This window comes from Virgibacillus natechei (genome assembly GCF_026013645.1).
GTDB classification, from domain to species: Bacteria; Bacillota; Bacilli; order Bacillales; family Amphibacillaceae; genus Virgibacillus_L; species Virgibacillus_L natechei.
Genome location: NZ_CP110224.1, coordinates 3,099,515 through 3,116,570, shown reverse-complemented (window position 1 = coordinate 3,116,570; position 17,056 = coordinate 3,099,515). Strand labels below are relative to the sequence as shown.

Sequence of the window (17,056 nt, the reverse complement as noted above, 5' to 3'; positions counted from 1 at the left end):
ATCGCGATTCGCTAGTTCGAACGGCTACTACAATCAAATAAGGGTATACTTTATATTGTATATCTTTAACGTTACACTATTTACAGACAGAGAGACAGAAAAAAAGAATCGAATGAAGTTAAATCATAAGGGGCAATTAGCTATGATCAAGGTGTTATTGGTCGAGGATCAGCGGCTTTTTAGTGAAGGTGTCAAGGCGTTAATTGAGCGTATGGACGACATGGAAGTGGTGGGTATGGCTTCTAATGGGAAAGAAGCCGTTACACTCATGAACCAGGTGGAGGCGGATGTTATCTTAATGGATATTCACATGCCGCATGTCGACGGTATCGTAACGACGACACATCTCAAAGACAATTATCCGAATGTGAAATGTGTTCTACTCACCACCTTTGCGGAAGAGGATCTGATTGTTGCGGGGTTCATTGCAGGGGCGGATGGTTTCTTATTAAAGAGTCTGGATGCGGAGCATTTGATTTCTGCCGTTCGCGATGCCTATCATGACCAAGTAGTCATTTCTGGCAAAGCAGCGAAGATCCTAGCAAGCAAGATCCAGGGATTCCAGTACAACAAGAAAGAGCAACTCGCTAGGGAATTAAAAAATCGAAATATTCGATTATCTGATAGGGAAATTGACATTGTTTCCCTCGTCATGAAGGAAGCGACAAATAGAGAGATCGCACAAAGACTCTTTCTTAGCGAGGGTACGATCAAGAATTATATCAGTATCATTTATACGAAAATAAATTTAAATACTCGTAAGGATGTGATCGAATACCTGAACGGATTGGTCCACCCCGACTACTAAATGGATTTAATTGGATCGCCAAACAAAATCCATGACTTAATTCGACAAAAGTAACTATAAATATGACTGGGTATTTAGTATTATAAAAGAAGTGCGCTTTTTACATACATATGTGAATAAACATCAAAGATAGGCGGTCAACTATGCATGGTTACTATATTTTGTATTACGAAGAGTTCATTTATGAATCGTGTTATCCATCTCCTGAATGAACAGGAAGACATGTACGTTACGGGGTATCGTAATTATAGGTTGGCACTTGAGGAATGGGCAGGTGAGGATATAGTTCTGATTGACATTGATCCATTCTTGCCCAGTGAAGCAACGACAGCGATCAATCTGTTAAAAGAACAGAATCAGGTCATCGTACTCACCGAAGACCCCTTCGACCTTCCGGTATTGAAGCTTTTGGAAGCGGGGATGGACAGTCTCATCCTAAAAACAGAAAAGCATCAGGAAGAGATCGCTGAAACATTGCGATCGATCAGGGAAGGGCATTATGTGCTACCAACCGCATTTATACAGCCGTTTAAAAGGCAACTCACCAAAATGAGTGACATTAATATGGAAGTATTTGCCTATCAATTACAAAAAAACGGCATCGTGCTAACAACGAAAGAGCAAATTATCGCCTACTTCATGATGCTAGGTCTCCGAAATAAAGAGATAGCCACACTGGCGGAGGTTGGTGAGGGAACAGCAAAAGTACATATTAGTCATATTTACAGGAAATTAGGCACAAAACACCGAAAGACCGTTATTAAAAATTTCAAGGATATGTTACGATAAACTAGATTTACATTTACGCAACACAGCAGCAACGAAAGGAGGTAAGCCCCTCATGGACTACCGGAAGAGACTGACGTTACTTGTCATTTTGGACTCTTTAATCGTCAGTACCGCCATATTTATCGCTTCTTGGATTGTGTTCCCATTCACATCCGCTATAAACATGTCCGCAATCATCATTAGCGCTATTGCTCTATTAATCTTTCATCACTTATTTGCGGCGATTTACAAGCTTTATAACAAAGTATGGGCCTATGCGAGCGTAGGCGAATTAGTCTCGATTGTTCAGGCCATTACATTATCGGTTTTGGCTGCAGGGGTTGTCATGTATTTCGTGAATGACTTTGCCCTGTACCGGCGAGCACTCCTTGTGACGTGGATGTTACATATTATCTTAATCGGTGGCTCACGCTTTGCGTGGCGCATTTACCGGGATCGATACATAACGAGGCAAAACAAACAAAAACGAACCCTTATCGTAGGCGCGGGTGCAGCGGGTGCGATGATTGCACGTCAACTGAAAAATGAAAACAATGCCGAATTGCTCCCCGTAGGATTCGCAGATGATAATCAGAACAAGCAGAAAATGCAATTATATAATCTACCTGTATTAGGGACGGTAAAAGATATACCCGAAATCGTCCGAGATGCAGAAATCGAACACATTGTCATCGCCATTCCTTCGATGAAAAATGGCTCGCTTGAGAAAATTGTCGTACAATGTAATAAGACAAAGGCCAAGGTGCAAATGATTCCGAAAATTGAGGATCTCATGACAGGGAAAATATCCGTCAGCCACCTGAAAAATGTGGAAGTAGAAGATTTGCTCGGACGTGAACCGGTCGAGCTCGATATCAATGCGATATCCGACTATGTGACAGGCACGACCGTGATGGTGACCGGTGCAGGTGGATCCATCGGCTCGGAAATTACCCGTCAGCTTATGCGATTCACGCCGAAGAAAATCGTGCTCGTCGGCCACGGGGAATTCAGCATTTATACCATCAATATGGAACTACGGAGTCTCTATAGCGACAGCGAAACAGAGATTATTCCCGTAATCGGTGACGTGCAGGACCGCATGCGCATGTTTGAAGTTGTCAAAACGCATCAACCGGCAATTATCTACCATGCAGCAGCACATAAGCATGTCCCATTAATGGAAATAAACGCACACGAAGCCGTTAAAAATAATATCATCGGCACGAAAAATGTCGCAGAAGCGGCCGACACATTCGGTGTACAGAAATTCGTACTCGTATCCACCGACAAAGCAGTTAATCCGACCAATGTGATGGGCGCAACCAAACGTATCGCGGAGATGGTGGTTCAAGACCTAGCAAGCCGCAGCAAGACAAAATTCGTTGCCGTACGATTTGGCAACGTGCTCGGAAGCCGGGGCAGTGTGATCCCGCTATTTAAGAAGCAAATTGAAAAAGGCGGACCAGTCACCGTTACCGACCCGGAAATGACACGCTACTTCATGACGATCCCAGAAGCATCCCGGCTCGTCATCCAGGCAGGAACCCTAGCGAAAGGCGGCGAAATATTCGTCCTCGACATGGGAGACCCTGTTAAAATTGTCGATCTAGCTCACAACCTTATTAAACTATCAGGCTATACGGAAGACGAGATTCCAATAGAATTCGCAGGGATAAGACCAGGGGAAAAGATGTACGAAGAACTCCTTGGGGAGGATGAAGTGCTGCCTGGAGAAGTGTATGAGAAAATTTATGTTGGACGTACGGTTGCGGTCGATCCGGACGTTCTCGTTGACTTGATCGATCGGTTTGACAGTTACGCACTGGAAGAACTGAAAGATGCATTGATGAAAATTGTATATATGGAGCAGACATTGTTAGCAGTGAAAGAGTCGTAGCTACAGAGGACGCCTTGCCGAGTGACGGACAAACCCAGTTATCGGGGATGTGGAAGCATCTTTGATTGTAGAAAAATATAAACCACAGTTCATCTATCAAGCGGTAGCACAATACATGTACTATTAATGTAATATAATCTACATGAAGCGGTGAAAAAGAATGTCATCGGCACGAAAAATGTCGACGAGGCAACATCTATAGCTTGCCCAATCACGACTAAATTATCAGCCTATACCGCAGATGAGGAATTGTTTTTATGGGAAGACATTAAACGCTATTGAGAATTAGAAGATATGAAAATAGGAATGAGACTTGAAATGAATCCACCCAATAAAGTATTGAATTACAAAAATATATTTACTTATTTTATATTAATAGTTCCATTTATTCTATTAATACTTGCTACACCAGAAGATTGGTTTGGTGTTGTATTAATTTTTCTGATCCTGATATACATTTTTACTCAAAAGGTTTTTGTTGAAAATATAAATACTATGGTAGCAATGTTAGTTGTGTTTTTTTTAAAAGTAACTATATCGTTAATAAATAATAACTTTTTTACTATATATGGTGCCGGGGCAGATGCAATTGGATTCTTTAAAAATGCATCCTTTATTTCGCAATATAATACGGGTATAGATTTAATAAATACTGGTTCAGAATTATATACAAACTATTTAGCGCTTGTGTTTAATTTTATTGGTGTTTCAAAATTTAGTGGAGAAATGTTGTCAATATTTGCTTTTGTCTTATCAGTAAGGTATTTGCTTAAGATAGCCGAAAAATTATATGGTTCAACATACAATACTCCTCTAGTTTATCTATTTGGATTATTACCAAGTATGCTTATATATACCTCAATAACAATGAGAGAACCATATCAAATTTTATTTTTCTTAATGTCTATATATTATTTTATTAAGGCGATCGAAAGCAATAAATTTAGCTTCATCCTATTTATAAAGTTTATTATTTCAATTTTTATATTAGGAATGCTTCATAATGGATTATTAGTATTTACATTTGCCATTTTAATAATCTACTTTAATAAAATACTAACAACTAATCTTAGAGTTAAAAATTTATTAATTAAGGTGATATTAAGTGGTATAGCACTTGTATTGTTTATCGGATTACTAAATATCGTTGGCATTTCAACCCAAGCCAGTGATGCGATTTTAAAGGGAGACATAACATCTTACATTGATGATTATAGAGATGGTGGAATAGCTTTGGATTCGAGAGCACAATATGGGGTTGAGCTTAATACTAGTAATATTTTTACGGTAGTACTCACAGCACCGGTAGTGTTCATTAGCTATATGATAGCACCCTTTCCATGGCAAATATCATCTGTACTAGATATATACGCGATGATAGAAAATATATTTAGGCTTATATTGCTTTTTGCTGCAATAAATTATTTGAGGAAAAATGAAGAGATAAAGAAAACATCTTTATATCAAGTAATGATTCTGTTTATTTTAATGGAATTATTATGGTCTCTTGGAACGGTTAATTGGGGAACAGCGGTAAGACATCATTTAATTGGTTATGGTTTGATTTTGATATTAGCTATGCCTGTTTTTGTTAAAGCGATTATTAGGAGCATCCAAAAATTTACTTAATATAGTATTGAATAGAACACTTAAATTAAAATCTATCATGCAACGGTAAAACCAATTAAATCTTAGATGAGAATAGTTGAGTATTAAGCTACATTTAGAAACTTGATATTCCGCTAAAAGTATATTTGTAGACACCTATTCAAAAGGGATAAAATAGGTTCGTCTTATAAAATGGTATCTCTTATTATATTTAGTTAAAGTAGGTTGTGAAATTGTGTTAATAAAGCACTCTGTCATTTATTTCTTAGGTAAATTAACACCCGCAATAGTAAGTATTGTTGGCGTCAGCATTTATACCAGACTAGTTAATCCAGATGATTATGGCTTATTTTCATTAATCACCGTTATTACTGGTTTAGTTAATATACTTTTTTTTCAATGGATAAGATCAAGTTTTATTAGATTTTATAACGATCGTGAAAATATTAATTCGTTTATAGGATCGATAATAAAGTCCCATATTATTACTTTGCTACTACTAGGGATACCGACTATTATTACTGCGTTTGTCCTTTATTTTATTTCATTAAATGTTTGGTATGTTTTTATTGGTTATATATTAATAACCCTACTTTCTATTTTTGAGATGCTTATTGTTTATTTCAGAACTATTCTAAAACCGACAGTAGTTGCTAATGTAAGTGTTATTAAATCCCTAACGGTTGTTATCGTATCTACTATATTGATTTATTATGGTGGAGGGGTGACAGGTCTATTATTAGGATCTATTTTTGGACTATTTTTAGGAATCCTATTCTTTGGAAGAAGATTAGGTAGTAAAATTGTAGGTTTATCAATCATATCTAATAAAACTACTCAAAAGGGTCTCCTTAAGTACGGGTTACCAATAACACTTTCCTTTGCTTTAAGTGTAGCATTACAAAATATAGATAAGATTATGATTTCATTTATATTAGGACTAGAGGAAAATGGTAATTATACAGTTGGTTTCGATTTAATTCATAATTTGATTTATATGATTATGATGTCACTATCTTTAGCAAGTTTCCCTTTAATACTTAAGATAATCAAGACAGACGGTGAGGAAGCGGGAAAGAGACAATTTAAGTATTATTCGAAGCTATTGCTTTTTATATCTATTCCAGCTTGTTTTGGTTTGGCAACTATATTAAATGAGTTTACAGGTATAATAATTGGAGAGGAATTTTCTGTCTCTAATAATTTGATGAACTTAATAATTCTTGCTTCACTATTCCACGGGTTGAAAAGCTATTATTTTGATTTAACATTACAAATCTCTGCTAAGACTAAATACTTTTTTTATCCAGTGTTAACAGCTGTAATACTTAATGTAATTTTAAATATTTACATGTTAAATAAATATGGAATTGAAGGAGCGGCTTTAGCAACTACAATATCTTTTTTTGTAGCAATGCTGATAAGTGCATATTATAGTATAAAAAATTACCGAGTTCCATTTCCCTGGTGGGACTTCCTTAAGGTCGTAACGTCATCAACTATAATGTATCTATTCATCATCAATATTACTTTTGAAAATAGCTTGCTGGCATTAGTTAGTAAAGTGTTAGCGGGTTGTTTTGTTTATATATTATTAAGTTTTATAATGAATTCACTAAATATAAGAGAGTTAGTCATGAATAAGATAGCGAAAAGGTGAGAACATGAAAATTGGAGTAATTATTACACCAGAAAGAAAACGTGAAAACATAATAAATGCATTTAAAGACCTGGATATTGAATATGATTTTATTGATTTAATGGCTGATGAATGGGATAGTTATTTAGAAAAGGATTATGATGGGTATTTAATTTATCCCCCATCATTTCCAGATGAATGGAAAAGCCTATTTATGAAGCGGTTATTTCTATTAAAAGATATGTTAAAGGGTAAATCGTTACCTAGTTTAGACTCGATAATTATGTATGAATCAAAAATAACAATGCACGATTATTATAAGGTTAATAATCTTCCACATATTGAATCTCATTCATTTTATAATTACCAACAAGCGGTAGAATACGGAAAAAAGTGTAGACTTCCTGTAGTTATAAAAGAAGATAGTGGGAGTGGTGCTATTGGAGTTAAAATAATAAGCAGGAGACAGCAGTTATTAAGGGTAATACGAAGGTCATTTTTATTAAATAACAAAATTAGAAAATATAATAGCATAAAGTCTATTAAAAACTCTTTGAAAGCTAAGCTCTATCCATATAAAATATTTTTAGATTCTAAGAAGCAATTTTTACCGAAAAGTAGCAATTCATCTGGTGTTATTCATATACAATCGTATGTAAAAATTAAAAATGAATGGCGGGTTATTAGAATAGGAGATAGTTTTTTTGGCCATAAGAAATTGGAAGATGAAAAAGGGTTCCATAGCGGATCGTTAAATAAAGGATGGGGCCATGTGAAAAGTGACTTACTAAATTTAGTTAAAGAATGGTCGGACAAATTGCAATTAGAAAGTATGTGTTTTGATATATTCGAAGATTATGAGGGTAATTATTATATAAATGAATTACAAGTAATGTTTGGTACATCTACAGACGCTCAACTGATAGTAGATAATAAAGTGGGAAGATATCTATTTAACGGGGGGTGGGTTTTTGAAGAAGGAAATTTTACACGAAACGGTTGTAATAATTTGAGGATTGAATTATTAATAGAAGGATTAAGTGGATATAGGGATTGTTAAATATCCCCATATATTAGTGTCTTTCCCGATGTGAATTTTGGAATATAAGAAATATAATATAGTTGTTGTCAAAGATAAACCATCTCCCCTAACGAAATGGACTACCAAAAAAATGGTTTAAAAGGTAGATGAAAATTAAACTTTCATCTATAAAATAACATGTGGACTAAAAGGCTTAAAAAATCCGTGGGTTTTGGACAAAACCAACTACTGAAAGTGAAAAATTGATATGACAATAGTTGGTTGACAGTCCTTTCGATGCTTTAAAATATAATGTAAGAAATGAAACAATATATAAGAAAAATATTAAGGATAAAATCCAATTTAATATCAGTTATTCCTAAAAAAGGTTATCAAATGGTAAGGAAAAAACTTTAAAATAGTAAAATGAGTGAAGTGATTAAATGCAAAAAATTAAAATCACCCATATTATTACGGGTCTAAATATGGGCGGAGCTGAAACAATGCTTTATAAATTATTAAAGCATATTGATAAAGATAAGTATGATGTAAATGTTATTTCTATGATGGATGATGGGGTTTATGGTGAAAAGATACGCAATTTAGGGTTCGAAGTAATCAGCTTAAATATGAAAAAAGGTATACCGAGCTTTAAGTTTAAATTAGCAAAAAGGCATATTAAAAATACTGATATAATTCAAACTTGGATGTATCATGCAGATTTACTTGGATATATTTTATTTAAATTTTCCAAGGTTGAAAAGTTAATTTGGGGAATCAGAAGAAGTAATTTAGATCCAAAGTTAAATAAGAAATCTACAATAATAATAGCGAAAATTAATGCAAAGCTGTCAAAGAAAGTTGATACGATTGTTAGTTGTTCTACTAAGGCTAAAGAAGTCCATGAAGAGTTTGGTTTTTTTGATGAGAACTTACTTGTTATTCCAAATGGTTTTGAATTAAATCAGTTTAGTAAGGATGTAGAGGCTAAACTAAAATTAAGCAAAATCATAGGAAGAAAGAGTGATATTCCATATATAGCACATGTTGGACGTTGGAGTATTTTAAAGGATTATCAAAACTTTATTAAAGCATTAAATAAAGTAAAACAGCAGGGAATTAAGTTTCATGCAGTTTTAGTAGGCACAAATATTGACGAAAAAAATATGGAACTAATGGATTTAGTAAAGAAATATGATCTACTCAACAATGTTAGTCTACTAGGAATAAGAGATGACATTCCTACAATAATGTCAGGTGCGGATATCCTTACTTCTTCTTCTAGTGGCGAGGGATTTCCAAATGTTATAGGGGAAGCGATGGCATGTGAGACACCTTGTGTGGTGACAGATGTTGGAGATTCTGCCTATATAGTTGGAGATACTGGAAAGGTTGTTCCTAGTAAGGATTCTGATGCCTTGTCCAAAAGCATACTTGATTTATTACATCTTCCTGATAATGAAAGAGAACATCTGGGTTCAATAGCCCGTCAAAGGGTTATCGAAAATTTTGATATTCACAAAGTCACAAAGCAATTTGAAGAATTATATAATTTATAGGCGGTGTAGGGTATGAAAAAAGTATTAGTAACAGGTTCAGCTGGATTCATAGGTTCACACCTATCCAAACGTTTACTTGCTGAAGGTCACGAAGTAATCGGAATAGATAACATAAACGATTACTATGACCCACAATTAAAAGAAGATAGATTAAGTCAATTAGATAATGATAATTTCACATTTGTAAAAACAGATTTAGAAGACTTGGAAATCATCAATAAGGCTTTTGAACAATATAAACCAGAAATAGTAATTAATTTAGCTGCACAGGCAGGGGTTCGTTATAGTCTCGAAAACCCGCATGCATATGTTAACTCAAACGTCGTTGGCTTTACTAACATACTTGAAGCATGTCGTCATTATAAAGTAGAACATTTAATTTATGCTTCATCGAGTTCTGTATATGGGGCAAATACGTCCAAGCCATTTTCAACGAATGATAACATTGATCATCCATTGAGCTTGTATGCAGCCACTAAAAAGTCTAATGAACTATTCGCACATACGTATAGTCATTTATATGGTTTGCCGACAACTGGTTTACGTTTCTTCACTGTTTACGGTCCCTGGGGTCGTCCAGATATGGCGTTATTCTTATTCACAAAGGCAATTGTAAACGACGAACCAATTGATGTGTATAACTATGGAAAGATGATGCGAGATTTCACATATGTTGATGATATTGTTGAAAGCATTGCTAGATTAACAAAAAGACCAGCTCAACCGAATCCAGAATGGTCTGGTGCAAATCCGAATCCTGGAAGCAGTTATGCGCCCTACAAAGTGTACAACATTGGAAACAACAGTCCTGTAAGGCTAATGGATTTTATTGAGGCAATCGAAAATAAACTTGGTAAAACGGCTAAGAAAAACTTCTTGCCGCTACAACCTGGTGATGTGCCAGAGACATATGCAAATGTGGAAGATTTGTTTAGGGATATTGATTTTAAACCAAAGACGACCATTCAAGAAGGCGTAAATAAATTTATTGATTGGTATCTTGATTATTACGAGGTGAAATTATGATTAAACGTAAAATAGCAGTAGTTGGTCTTGGTTATGTAGGCCTACCAGTTGCTGTAGAATTTGGCAAAGAACAAGAAGTTATCGGATTTGATATCAATCAAAATCGAATAGATGGACTAAACAATGGAATAGATATAACAAATGAAGTTACAGAAGAAGATTTAAAAGCTACTTCAATTACCTTTACGGCAGATCCATCAGATTTAAAACAAGCAGATTTTATTATTGTTGCTGTTCCTACACCTATTACAGAAAACAAACAACCAGATTTAACACCCCTGTTAAAAGCGTCAGAAACAGTGGGAAGCAATATTGCCAAAGGAACAATCGTTGTCTATGAATCTACTGTATACCCTGGGGCAACCGAAGATGATTGTGTACCAGTTTTAGAGAAGGTATCTGGTATGACATGCGGAGAAGATTTCTATGTTGGGTATTCCCCAGAAAGAATCAATCCAGGAGATAAAGTGCATACATTTAAAACAATTACAAAAGTGGTCTCTGGGCAAAACGAAGAAGTATTGGATATTGTAGCTAGTGTGTACGAAGATGTTGTTGATGCTGGCGTTCATAAAGCGAGCTCTATAAAAGTAGCAGAAGCTGCAAAGGTCATTGAGAATACACAGCGTGATTTAAATATTTCGCTTATGAATGAGCTATCTGTAATCTTTGAGAAGCTTAATATAGATACGGCAGATGTATTAGCTGCTGCAGGAACAAAGTGGAATTTCCTAAACTTTTCACCAGGGTTAGTTGGTGGACACTGTATAGGTGTGGATCCTTATTATCTAACACATAAAGCAGAAAAAATTGGACATCACCCTGAAGTTATACTAGCAGGAAGAAAAACGAATGATAATGTCGGTAAGTTTATTGCCACATCGCTAATTAAACAAATGATTAAGAAAAATATGCCCGTTCAAGGCTCAACTGTTACTGTACTTGGATTTACGTTTAAAGAAAATGTGCCAGATTTGCGTAACACTAGAGTAATAGATATTGTGACAGAATTAGAGGAATTTGGCATTAATGTACAAATCACCGATGCTCACGCTAATAGCGGAGAAGCATATGAAGAATATGGAATTGATTTAATATCTTATAAAGAATTAAAACCTGCGGATGCAGCAGTTTTTGCTGTTCCTCATGAAGTTTATTTAGAAGAGGGATGGGCAATGTTTGATCACTTGTTGAAACATGGTAAAGGCATTGTGTTTGATGTTAAAAGCAGACTAAAAAGAAATGATTCATTAAGAGATATATCTTTGTTAAGATTATGATTTAATAAGTTGTAAGGAATTAATAAAATATACATCATCTATGTAGACAAATCATTATTGATATAAATCTGGAGTGTCTGAGATGACAAAAAAGTCCTACACATAACTACATTAGATTTTACAATGGATAGGTTACACTTAGTTGGACAGAACACTTAAAGTCATAAGCTTTGTTCAACTAAAAGCTGAGGACACAATCGGTCAGTTCAAGCCGTCTATCAGATAATAATGAAAATGTTAATTATATAATTGATAGATTTACTAAAGTTAGTGAAGGTAGAGCTACTTAGATAATTAGATGGATTTAATCTATGCTGAATAGATAAAGGAATTTTGGGCTGAACATCATTCGGTTGGTAGCCTTTAAAGGATAGAAGATAACGTGGTGCAGAGTTAATTATAACTGTAAATGACTATCAACCAAGAATAATAACAGGCGATGCCTCCATATATTTTAACGGAGGCACTCAGCTATGTTGAGCAATTAATTAGTGGGTTCGTAGTTTGTTGGAAAAGACATCCATTCCAATTCAGTACGAACCAACTAACCTCCAAGGAGTGTTAAAGTATGTATATGAAATTTAAAAGATTAATAGATACCGTACTTTCTTTCATCGGACTGCTGGTGTTATCACCAATCTTTCTTATTTTAATCATAGGAATTAAGCTAGATTCAAAAGGGCCTGTCCTTTTTAAACAAAAACGGATTGGTTTTCGTAAGACACATTTTAATATGCTGAAGTTCCGTACTATGAAAATAGATACACCGAAAGATACACCAACACATCTTCTTGAGAATCCGGAACAATATATCACATGGATGGGGAAATTCTTAAGAAAAACCAGCTTAGATGAACTCCCGCAAATCTGGAACATCTTTGTTGGGCAGATGTGTATTATCGGTCCAAGACCAGCACTCTGGAATCAGTATGATCTAATAGAAGAAAGAGATAGCTATGGGGCAAACAATGTACCACCCGGCCTTACCGGTTGGGCACAGATAAATGGTAGAGATGAACTTCCTATTGACGTGAAGGCTAAGTTAGACGGTGAATATGTAGACAAAATGTCTCTCCGGATGGATGTGAAGTGTTTCTTTGGAACGTTGGTGAGTGTTGTTAAGCGTGACGGTGTTGCTGAAGGTGGCACTGGGGAGAAGGAATCTGCTTCTACGATGCAAGAGCAAGGTAAGGAGACCGAATCAAAATGAAGGAAATCCTGATCACAGGGGCTAACAGCTATATAGGTAGAAGCCTAGCAAAATGGTTGGAAGACAGCCCTGATAGATATTCTGTTAAGGCTATTAGTGTTAGGGATGACGCTTGGAAGGAAAAAGACTTCTCCGTGTATGATGTTGTGTTTCATGCGGCGGGGATAGCACACGTTTCTACAGATCCAAAAATGGAAGATAACTATTATAAAGTAAATCGAGACCTTACGATAGAAATTGCAGAGAAAGCGAAGAATGAAGGCGTTAATCAGTTTATCTTCATGAGTAGTATTATCGTCTATGGTGACAGTACGAGTGATAAAAGAGTAATAGATAAAAATACAGTTCCAACTCCAAGCAATTTTTATGGGAATAGCAAGCTTAAAGCAGAAGAAGGCATAAAGCCGCTAGAAAACGATGATTTTAAGGTTGCTATTCTCAGACCTCCTATGATTTATGGGAAGGGCTCAAAAGGGAATTATCCAAAACTGGCAAAAGCAGCTAGGAAACTTCCTGTATTTCCTGACATTGATAATGAACGTAGCATGCTTCATATTGATAACCTTTGTGAGCTCATTAGGCTGATGATGGAGAATGAAGAAAGTGGATTATTCTTCCCGCAAAATAGTGACTATGTGAAGACTAGTGAAATGGTGAAATTGATTGCGGATGTGCATGGGAAGAAAATAAGACTTACGAAAATATTCAATCCCATTCTAAAGCTTACAGGAACGAAAATAGGGGTTATTAATAAGGTGTTTGGTAATATGGTTTATGAGAAGAGTATGAGTGAATATAAAGAGGGTTACCGGATTAGGGATTTGAGAGAGTCGATAGCTGCTACAGAGTTGGAGAGAGAAAAGGTATGAAAAAAGTTCTTATTTTAGTAAATCATGATGTGGTTATTTATAACTTTAGAAAAGAATTGGTTCAACAATTATTAAGAGATAATTATAAAGTTTACGTATCTTCGCCCTACGGAAAAAAAATTGATTATTTGATAGAAATGGGGTGTGAGTATATAGAAACAACTATTGAACGGCATGGAACAAATATAATTAGTGATTTTAAATTAATATCAGAGTATAGAAAAATCATAAAAAGAGTTATGCCAGATGTGGTTTTAAGTTATACGATAAAACCTAATATTTATGGAGGGATAGCTTGTAAATCCTTAAGAACTCCTTATATAGCTACTATTACAGGACTAGGTACAGCCTTAGAGAAAAAAGGATTAATGCAAAACGTTTTATTATTACTATATAAATATGCTTTTAAAGATATCCATTCACTCTTTTTTCAGAACAAAGAAAACATGCATTTCTTTCAACAGCATAAAATTACAAATCATTCACATAAGTTAGTTCCAGGGTCTGGTGTTAATCTTGAAGAGTTTTCGTTAAAGAAATACCCTGAGGAAAGAGAGAAGTTGAAAATTCTTTTTATAGGAAGGATTATGAAAGAAAAGGGTATTGAAGAGTTAGCTGAAGCTGCAAAAATTATTAAGGAAAGTAATAAAAATATTGAATTCGAAGCAGTTGGTTTTTATGAGGAAGATTATACTGACAAAGCTAATGAATTAGTGAACTTGGATATTATTAAATTCCATGGAGTTCAAAACAATGTGAAAGAGTTTATAGAAGATTGCAATGCTGTAATACTACCGTCTTATCATGAAGGTATGGCGAATGTCCTACTAGAATCTGCATCCATGGGAAGGCCGATTATAGCTTCTTCAATTCCAGGTTGTGAAGAAACATTTGATGATGGTGTCACAGGGTTTGGGCTAGAACCGAAAAATGTTGATAGTTTAGTTGAAGCTATTAATAAATTTATTGATCTTACTTATAACGAGCAAGAGACTATGGGAATTTTAGCAAGAAATAAAGTTGAAAATGAATTTGACAGGAAAAAAGTTGTTAGTTCTTATTTAAATGAAATAGAAAATATAGCTAATTAGGGAGAATGGTAATGAATTTATATGAAAATATTATAAATCGGAGTGAAAAAGTCTCAATAATTGGACTAGAGAACAGGATTACTGGTGTCAGACTCCCGCCAATTTAAAGTATTGTATGTTGAAGTGTCTTTTCTGATTATAATATGATATGGACTTAATTAAAAATTTAAAAAATCTATGTTTTGATGGATATATTAGTCTATGGTGCTGCCAGTTTCATAGATATGCACCTTTCAAAACGCTTGTTAGAAAAGAGGCATCAGGTAATTGATTACGACAACGTAATCAATTAAAACGAGATGGTTTGAAGGTTCTATGTCTATTCGATTCTTTGGTGTTTTATGAAGAAGATTTGGCTGACTGTGGGGGCATTGAATTATTGTTTTGATCAGGAAGATATATTGAAGTGGTTATTAATCTAGCAGCGCAAGCAGGAGTTCGTTACAGTCTGGAAAATCCTCATGCCTATATTGATTCCAACATTCAAGGGTTCATGAATATTTTGGAGGCATCTCGTTATAATGACGTTAAGCATTTAATCTATGCATCATCTAGTTCGGTATATGGTGCAAACGTAAAGATTCCATTCTCAACGAGTGATGAAGTTAATCACCCAGTCAGCTTATATGCAGCAACGAAGAATTCAAATGAGTTAATGGCGCACACATATAGTCACTTATATAACATCCCAATAACAGGACTTCGATTCTTCACGGTCTATGGAACGCATGGTCATCCGGATATGGCATATTATTCGTTTACGAAGAACATCGTTGAAGGCAGGACGATTAAGGTGTTTCACAACGGGGAAATGATATGAGACTTTACCCATATCGATGATATCGTTGACGGCATTACACGGTTATTAGACCATCCACCCAAAGCAAATGCATCTTGGGATAAAGAGAACCCGGATCCAAGCTCAAGCTATGCACCCTATAAACTGTACAATATCGGTAACAACCAACCAGTGAAGCTAATGGAATTTATTCAAACGTTGGAGAAACACCTCGGTATCGAAGCAAAGAAATAATTTTTGCCAATGCAACCAGGGGACGTACAAGCAACATACGCAGACATTGATGAATTGACGGATGTAACTGGGTTTAAACCTACTACGACTATTGACGAGGGGTTGAAGAAGTTTGTGGAGTGGTATAGGGAGTATTATGGGTAAACTAGAAGTGTATATATTGATGGAGAGATATAGTTTGAATGATTTTATAATATTGATTCCCGGAATTATGGGGAGCAACTATGCCTATGGATCATATCAAGTTTGGCCAAGAATTTTTCCGCCAAATATTTGGGTTTATTCATGAAAGTGATGTTAGAATAGAAGGTAGTATTTTATTGAGGGAAGTGCTAAACAATGGAATATAATATATTATGGACAAGTGGCTGGGATTCTACGTACAGGGTATTAGATTTGGTTTTAAATAAAAAAAGAAAAATACAACCTTATTATGTAATGGATACAGACAGAGTATCCACTGATTTTGAAATCGAAGCTATGGAAAAAATAAAACAAATGATTGAAGTTAAAGATCCAGAAGCAAAAGATAGAATCAAGCCGACTATAAATATTAATATTAAAGACATTCCTCCAAACGAAGAGATTACACGTAATTATAGAATCTTAGCTGACATGTCACATTTAGGTGGACAATACGATTGGCTTGCTAGATTTGCAGATAGTGAAGATATAAAAGGACTGGAATTATCTGTTCACATTGATGATACTGTATATGGTTTTGTAAAGGATGACATTGTGAAGAAAGATGATGGTATTGATGTTTTTTATACTTTAAAAGATAACCCTTCAATTGAGAGTCTTAAAATATTCAGTAGATATAATTTTCCTTTACTGCAATTAACAAAGTTAGAGATGGAACAAAATTCTATGAAATTTGGATTTGCCGATATTATGGAAGAAACTTGGTTCTGTCATAGTCCAATCAATAATAAACCTTGTGGATTTTGTAATCCTTGTATCTACACTAGGGAAGAGGGCATGGGTAGAAGAGTACCTAAGCCGACTTTGAAAAATAAAGCCATACAATTTGCGTCAAAAGTGAGAAGAAAAGTTTTGCGTTAGAGCATAGTTGGAACATTAGAGCATGGAATTCTGGGGTATGACCGGTCAGCCCCCGCCACGTTAATGTGCTAAAGTGAACAAATGGATTTAGTTGTTAATTATTGATTTGTAGTATTTAAGCTAAATAAAATAATTAAAATTGAAATTTACTATACCTTTTTCATTCATTTTTCCATTTT

At 35.0% G+C, this 17,056-nt stretch carries 13 protein-coding genes and 1 pseudogene; all 14 read left to right on the top strand.

What is annotated here, in order from left to right; all coding sequences use genetic code 11:
• The first annotated feature begins 142 nt into the window (after positions 1 to 142).
• The 14 genes and pseudogenes from OLD84_RS15835 to OLD84_RS15770 all read left to right on the top strand — a co-directional run bounded on the left by OLD84_RS15835 (position 143) and on the right by OLD84_RS15770 (position 16,877).
• On the top strand, positions 143 to 808 hold the full coding sequence (locus OLD84_RS15835) for a response regulator (RefSeq protein ID WP_209462408.1): 666 nt from the start codon (positions 143 to 145) through the stop codon (positions 806 to 808).
• Positions 809 to 991: 183 nt separating this feature from the next.
• Positions 992 to 1,597, top strand: coding sequence for a response regulator transcription factor (locus tag OLD84_RS15830; RefSeq protein WP_209462407.1), 606 nt, complete (start codon positions 992 to 994; stop codon positions 1,595 to 1,597).
• A 52-nt stretch (positions 1,598 to 1,649) separates the two neighbouring features.
• A complete protein-coding gene (locus tag OLD84_RS15825; RefSeq protein ID WP_209462406.1) occupies positions 1,650 to 3,476 on the top strand; it encodes a polysaccharide biosynthesis protein in 1,827 nt (608 codons plus the stop codon).
• A gap of 294 nt (positions 3,477 to 3,770) precedes the next feature.
• Positions 3,771 to 5,105, top strand: coding sequence for a hypothetical protein (locus OLD84_RS15820; RefSeq protein ID WP_209462405.1), 1,335 nt, complete (start codon positions 3,771 to 3,773; stop codon positions 5,103 to 5,105).
• A gap of 214 nt (positions 5,106 to 5,319) precedes the next feature.
• The gene (locus tag OLD84_RS15815; RefSeq protein ID WP_209462404.1) at positions 5,320 to 6,744 is read left to right on the top strand and encodes an oligosaccharide flippase family protein; all 1,425 of its coding nucleotides are present in this window, start codon (positions 5,320 to 5,322) and stop codon (positions 6,742 to 6,744) included.
• A gap of 4 nt (positions 6,745 to 6,748) precedes the next feature.
• On the top strand, positions 6,749 to 7,783 hold the full coding sequence (locus tag OLD84_RS15810) for a hypothetical protein (RefSeq protein WP_209462403.1): 1,035 nt from the start codon (positions 6,749 to 6,751) through the stop codon (positions 7,781 to 7,783).
• 404 nt (positions 7,784 to 8,187) lie between these two features.
• Complete coding sequence (locus OLD84_RS15805) at positions 8,188 to 9,303, top strand: glycosyltransferase family 4 protein (RefSeq protein ID WP_209462402.1); 1,116 nt, start codon at positions 8,188 to 8,190, stop codon at positions 9,301 to 9,303.
• 12 nt (positions 9,304 to 9,315) lie between these two features.
• Positions 9,316 to 10,329, top strand: a complete 1,014-nt coding sequence (locus OLD84_RS15800) for an NAD-dependent epimerase (protein ID WP_209462401.1) — start codon at positions 9,316 to 9,318, stop codon at positions 10,327 to 10,329.
• Positions 10,329 to 11,609: a nucleotide sugar dehydrogenase gene (locus OLD84_RS15795; protein WP_209462566.1), complete on the top strand. Its 1,281-nt coding sequence runs from the start codon at positions 10,329 to 10,331 to the stop codon at positions 11,607 to 11,609. Before OLD84_RS15800 ends, OLD84_RS15795 begins: the two co-directional genes overlap by 1 nt.
• Before the next feature lie 568 nt (positions 11,610 to 12,177).
• On the top strand, positions 12,178 to 12,819 hold the full coding sequence (locus OLD84_RS15790; RefSeq protein WP_209462400.1) for a sugar transferase: 642 nt from the start codon (positions 12,178 to 12,180) through the stop codon (positions 12,817 to 12,819).
• Positions 12,816 to 13,688 carry an NAD-dependent epimerase/dehydratase family protein gene (locus OLD84_RS15785; RefSeq protein ID WP_209462399.1) on the top strand — a complete coding sequence of 291 codons (873 nt, stop codon included), beginning with the start codon at positions 12,816 to 12,818 and terminating at the stop codon, positions 13,686 to 13,688. The genes OLD84_RS15790 and OLD84_RS15785 overlap by 4 nt, the downstream gene beginning before the upstream one ends.
• Entirely contained in the window at positions 13,685 to 14,779 is a 1,095-nt protein-coding gene (locus OLD84_RS15780) for a glycosyltransferase family 4 protein (protein ID WP_209462398.1), read from the top strand. Before OLD84_RS15785 ends, OLD84_RS15780 begins: the two co-directional genes overlap by 4 nt.
• A 185-nt stretch (positions 14,780 to 14,964) precedes the next feature.
• Positions 14,965 to 15,956, top strand: a pseudogene (locus OLD84_RS15775) (NAD-dependent epimerase/dehydratase family protein).
• 195 nt (positions 15,957 to 16,151) lie between these two features.
• The gene (locus OLD84_RS15770) at positions 16,152 to 16,877 is read left to right on the top strand and encodes a 7-cyano-7-deazaguanine synthase (protein ID WP_209462397.1); all 726 of its coding nucleotides are present in this window, start codon (positions 16,152 to 16,154) and stop codon (positions 16,875 to 16,877) included.
• The last annotated feature ends 179 nt before the right edge of the window (positions 16,878 to 17,056 follow it).

Bases quoted from the DNA above. Each gene is read 5' to 3' on its own strand.
- OLD84_RS15835 (WP_209462408.1), top strand. From the start codon at position 143: ATGATCAAGGTGTTATTGGTCGAGGATCAGCGGCTTTTTAGTGAAGGT.
- OLD84_RS15830 (WP_209462407.1), top strand. From the start codon at position 992: ATGAATCGTGTTATCCATCTCCTGAATGAACAGGAAGACATGTACGTT.
- OLD84_RS15825 (WP_209462406.1), top strand. From the start codon at position 1,650: ATGGACTACCGGAAGAGACTGACGTTACTTGTCATTTTGGACTCTTTA.
- OLD84_RS15820 (WP_209462405.1), top strand. From the start codon at position 3,771: ATGAAAATAGGAATGAGACTTGAAATGAATCCACCCAATAAAGTATTG.
- OLD84_RS15810 (WP_209462403.1), top strand. From the start codon at position 6,749: ATGAAAATTGGAGTAATTATTACACCAGAAAGAAAACGTGAAAACATA.
- OLD84_RS15805 (WP_209462402.1), top strand. From the start codon at position 8,188: ATGCAAAAAATTAAAATCACCCATATTATTACGGGTCTAAATATGGGC.
- OLD84_RS15800 (WP_209462401.1), top strand. From the start codon at position 9,316: ATGAAAAAAGTATTAGTAACAGGTTCAGCTGGATTCATAGGTTCACAC.
- OLD84_RS15790 (WP_209462400.1), top strand. From the start codon at position 12,178: ATGTATATGAAATTTAAAAGATTAATAGATACCGTACTTTCTTTCATC.
- OLD84_RS15785 (WP_209462399.1), top strand. From the start codon at position 12,816: ATGAAGGAAATCCTGATCACAGGGGCTAACAGCTATATAGGTAGAAGC.
- OLD84_RS15780 (WP_209462398.1), top strand. From the start codon at position 13,685: ATGAAAAAAGTTCTTATTTTAGTAAATCATGATGTGGTTATTTATAAC.
- OLD84_RS15770 (WP_209462397.1), top strand. From the start codon at position 16,152: ATGGAATATAATATATTATGGACAAGTGGCTGGGATTCTACGTACAGG.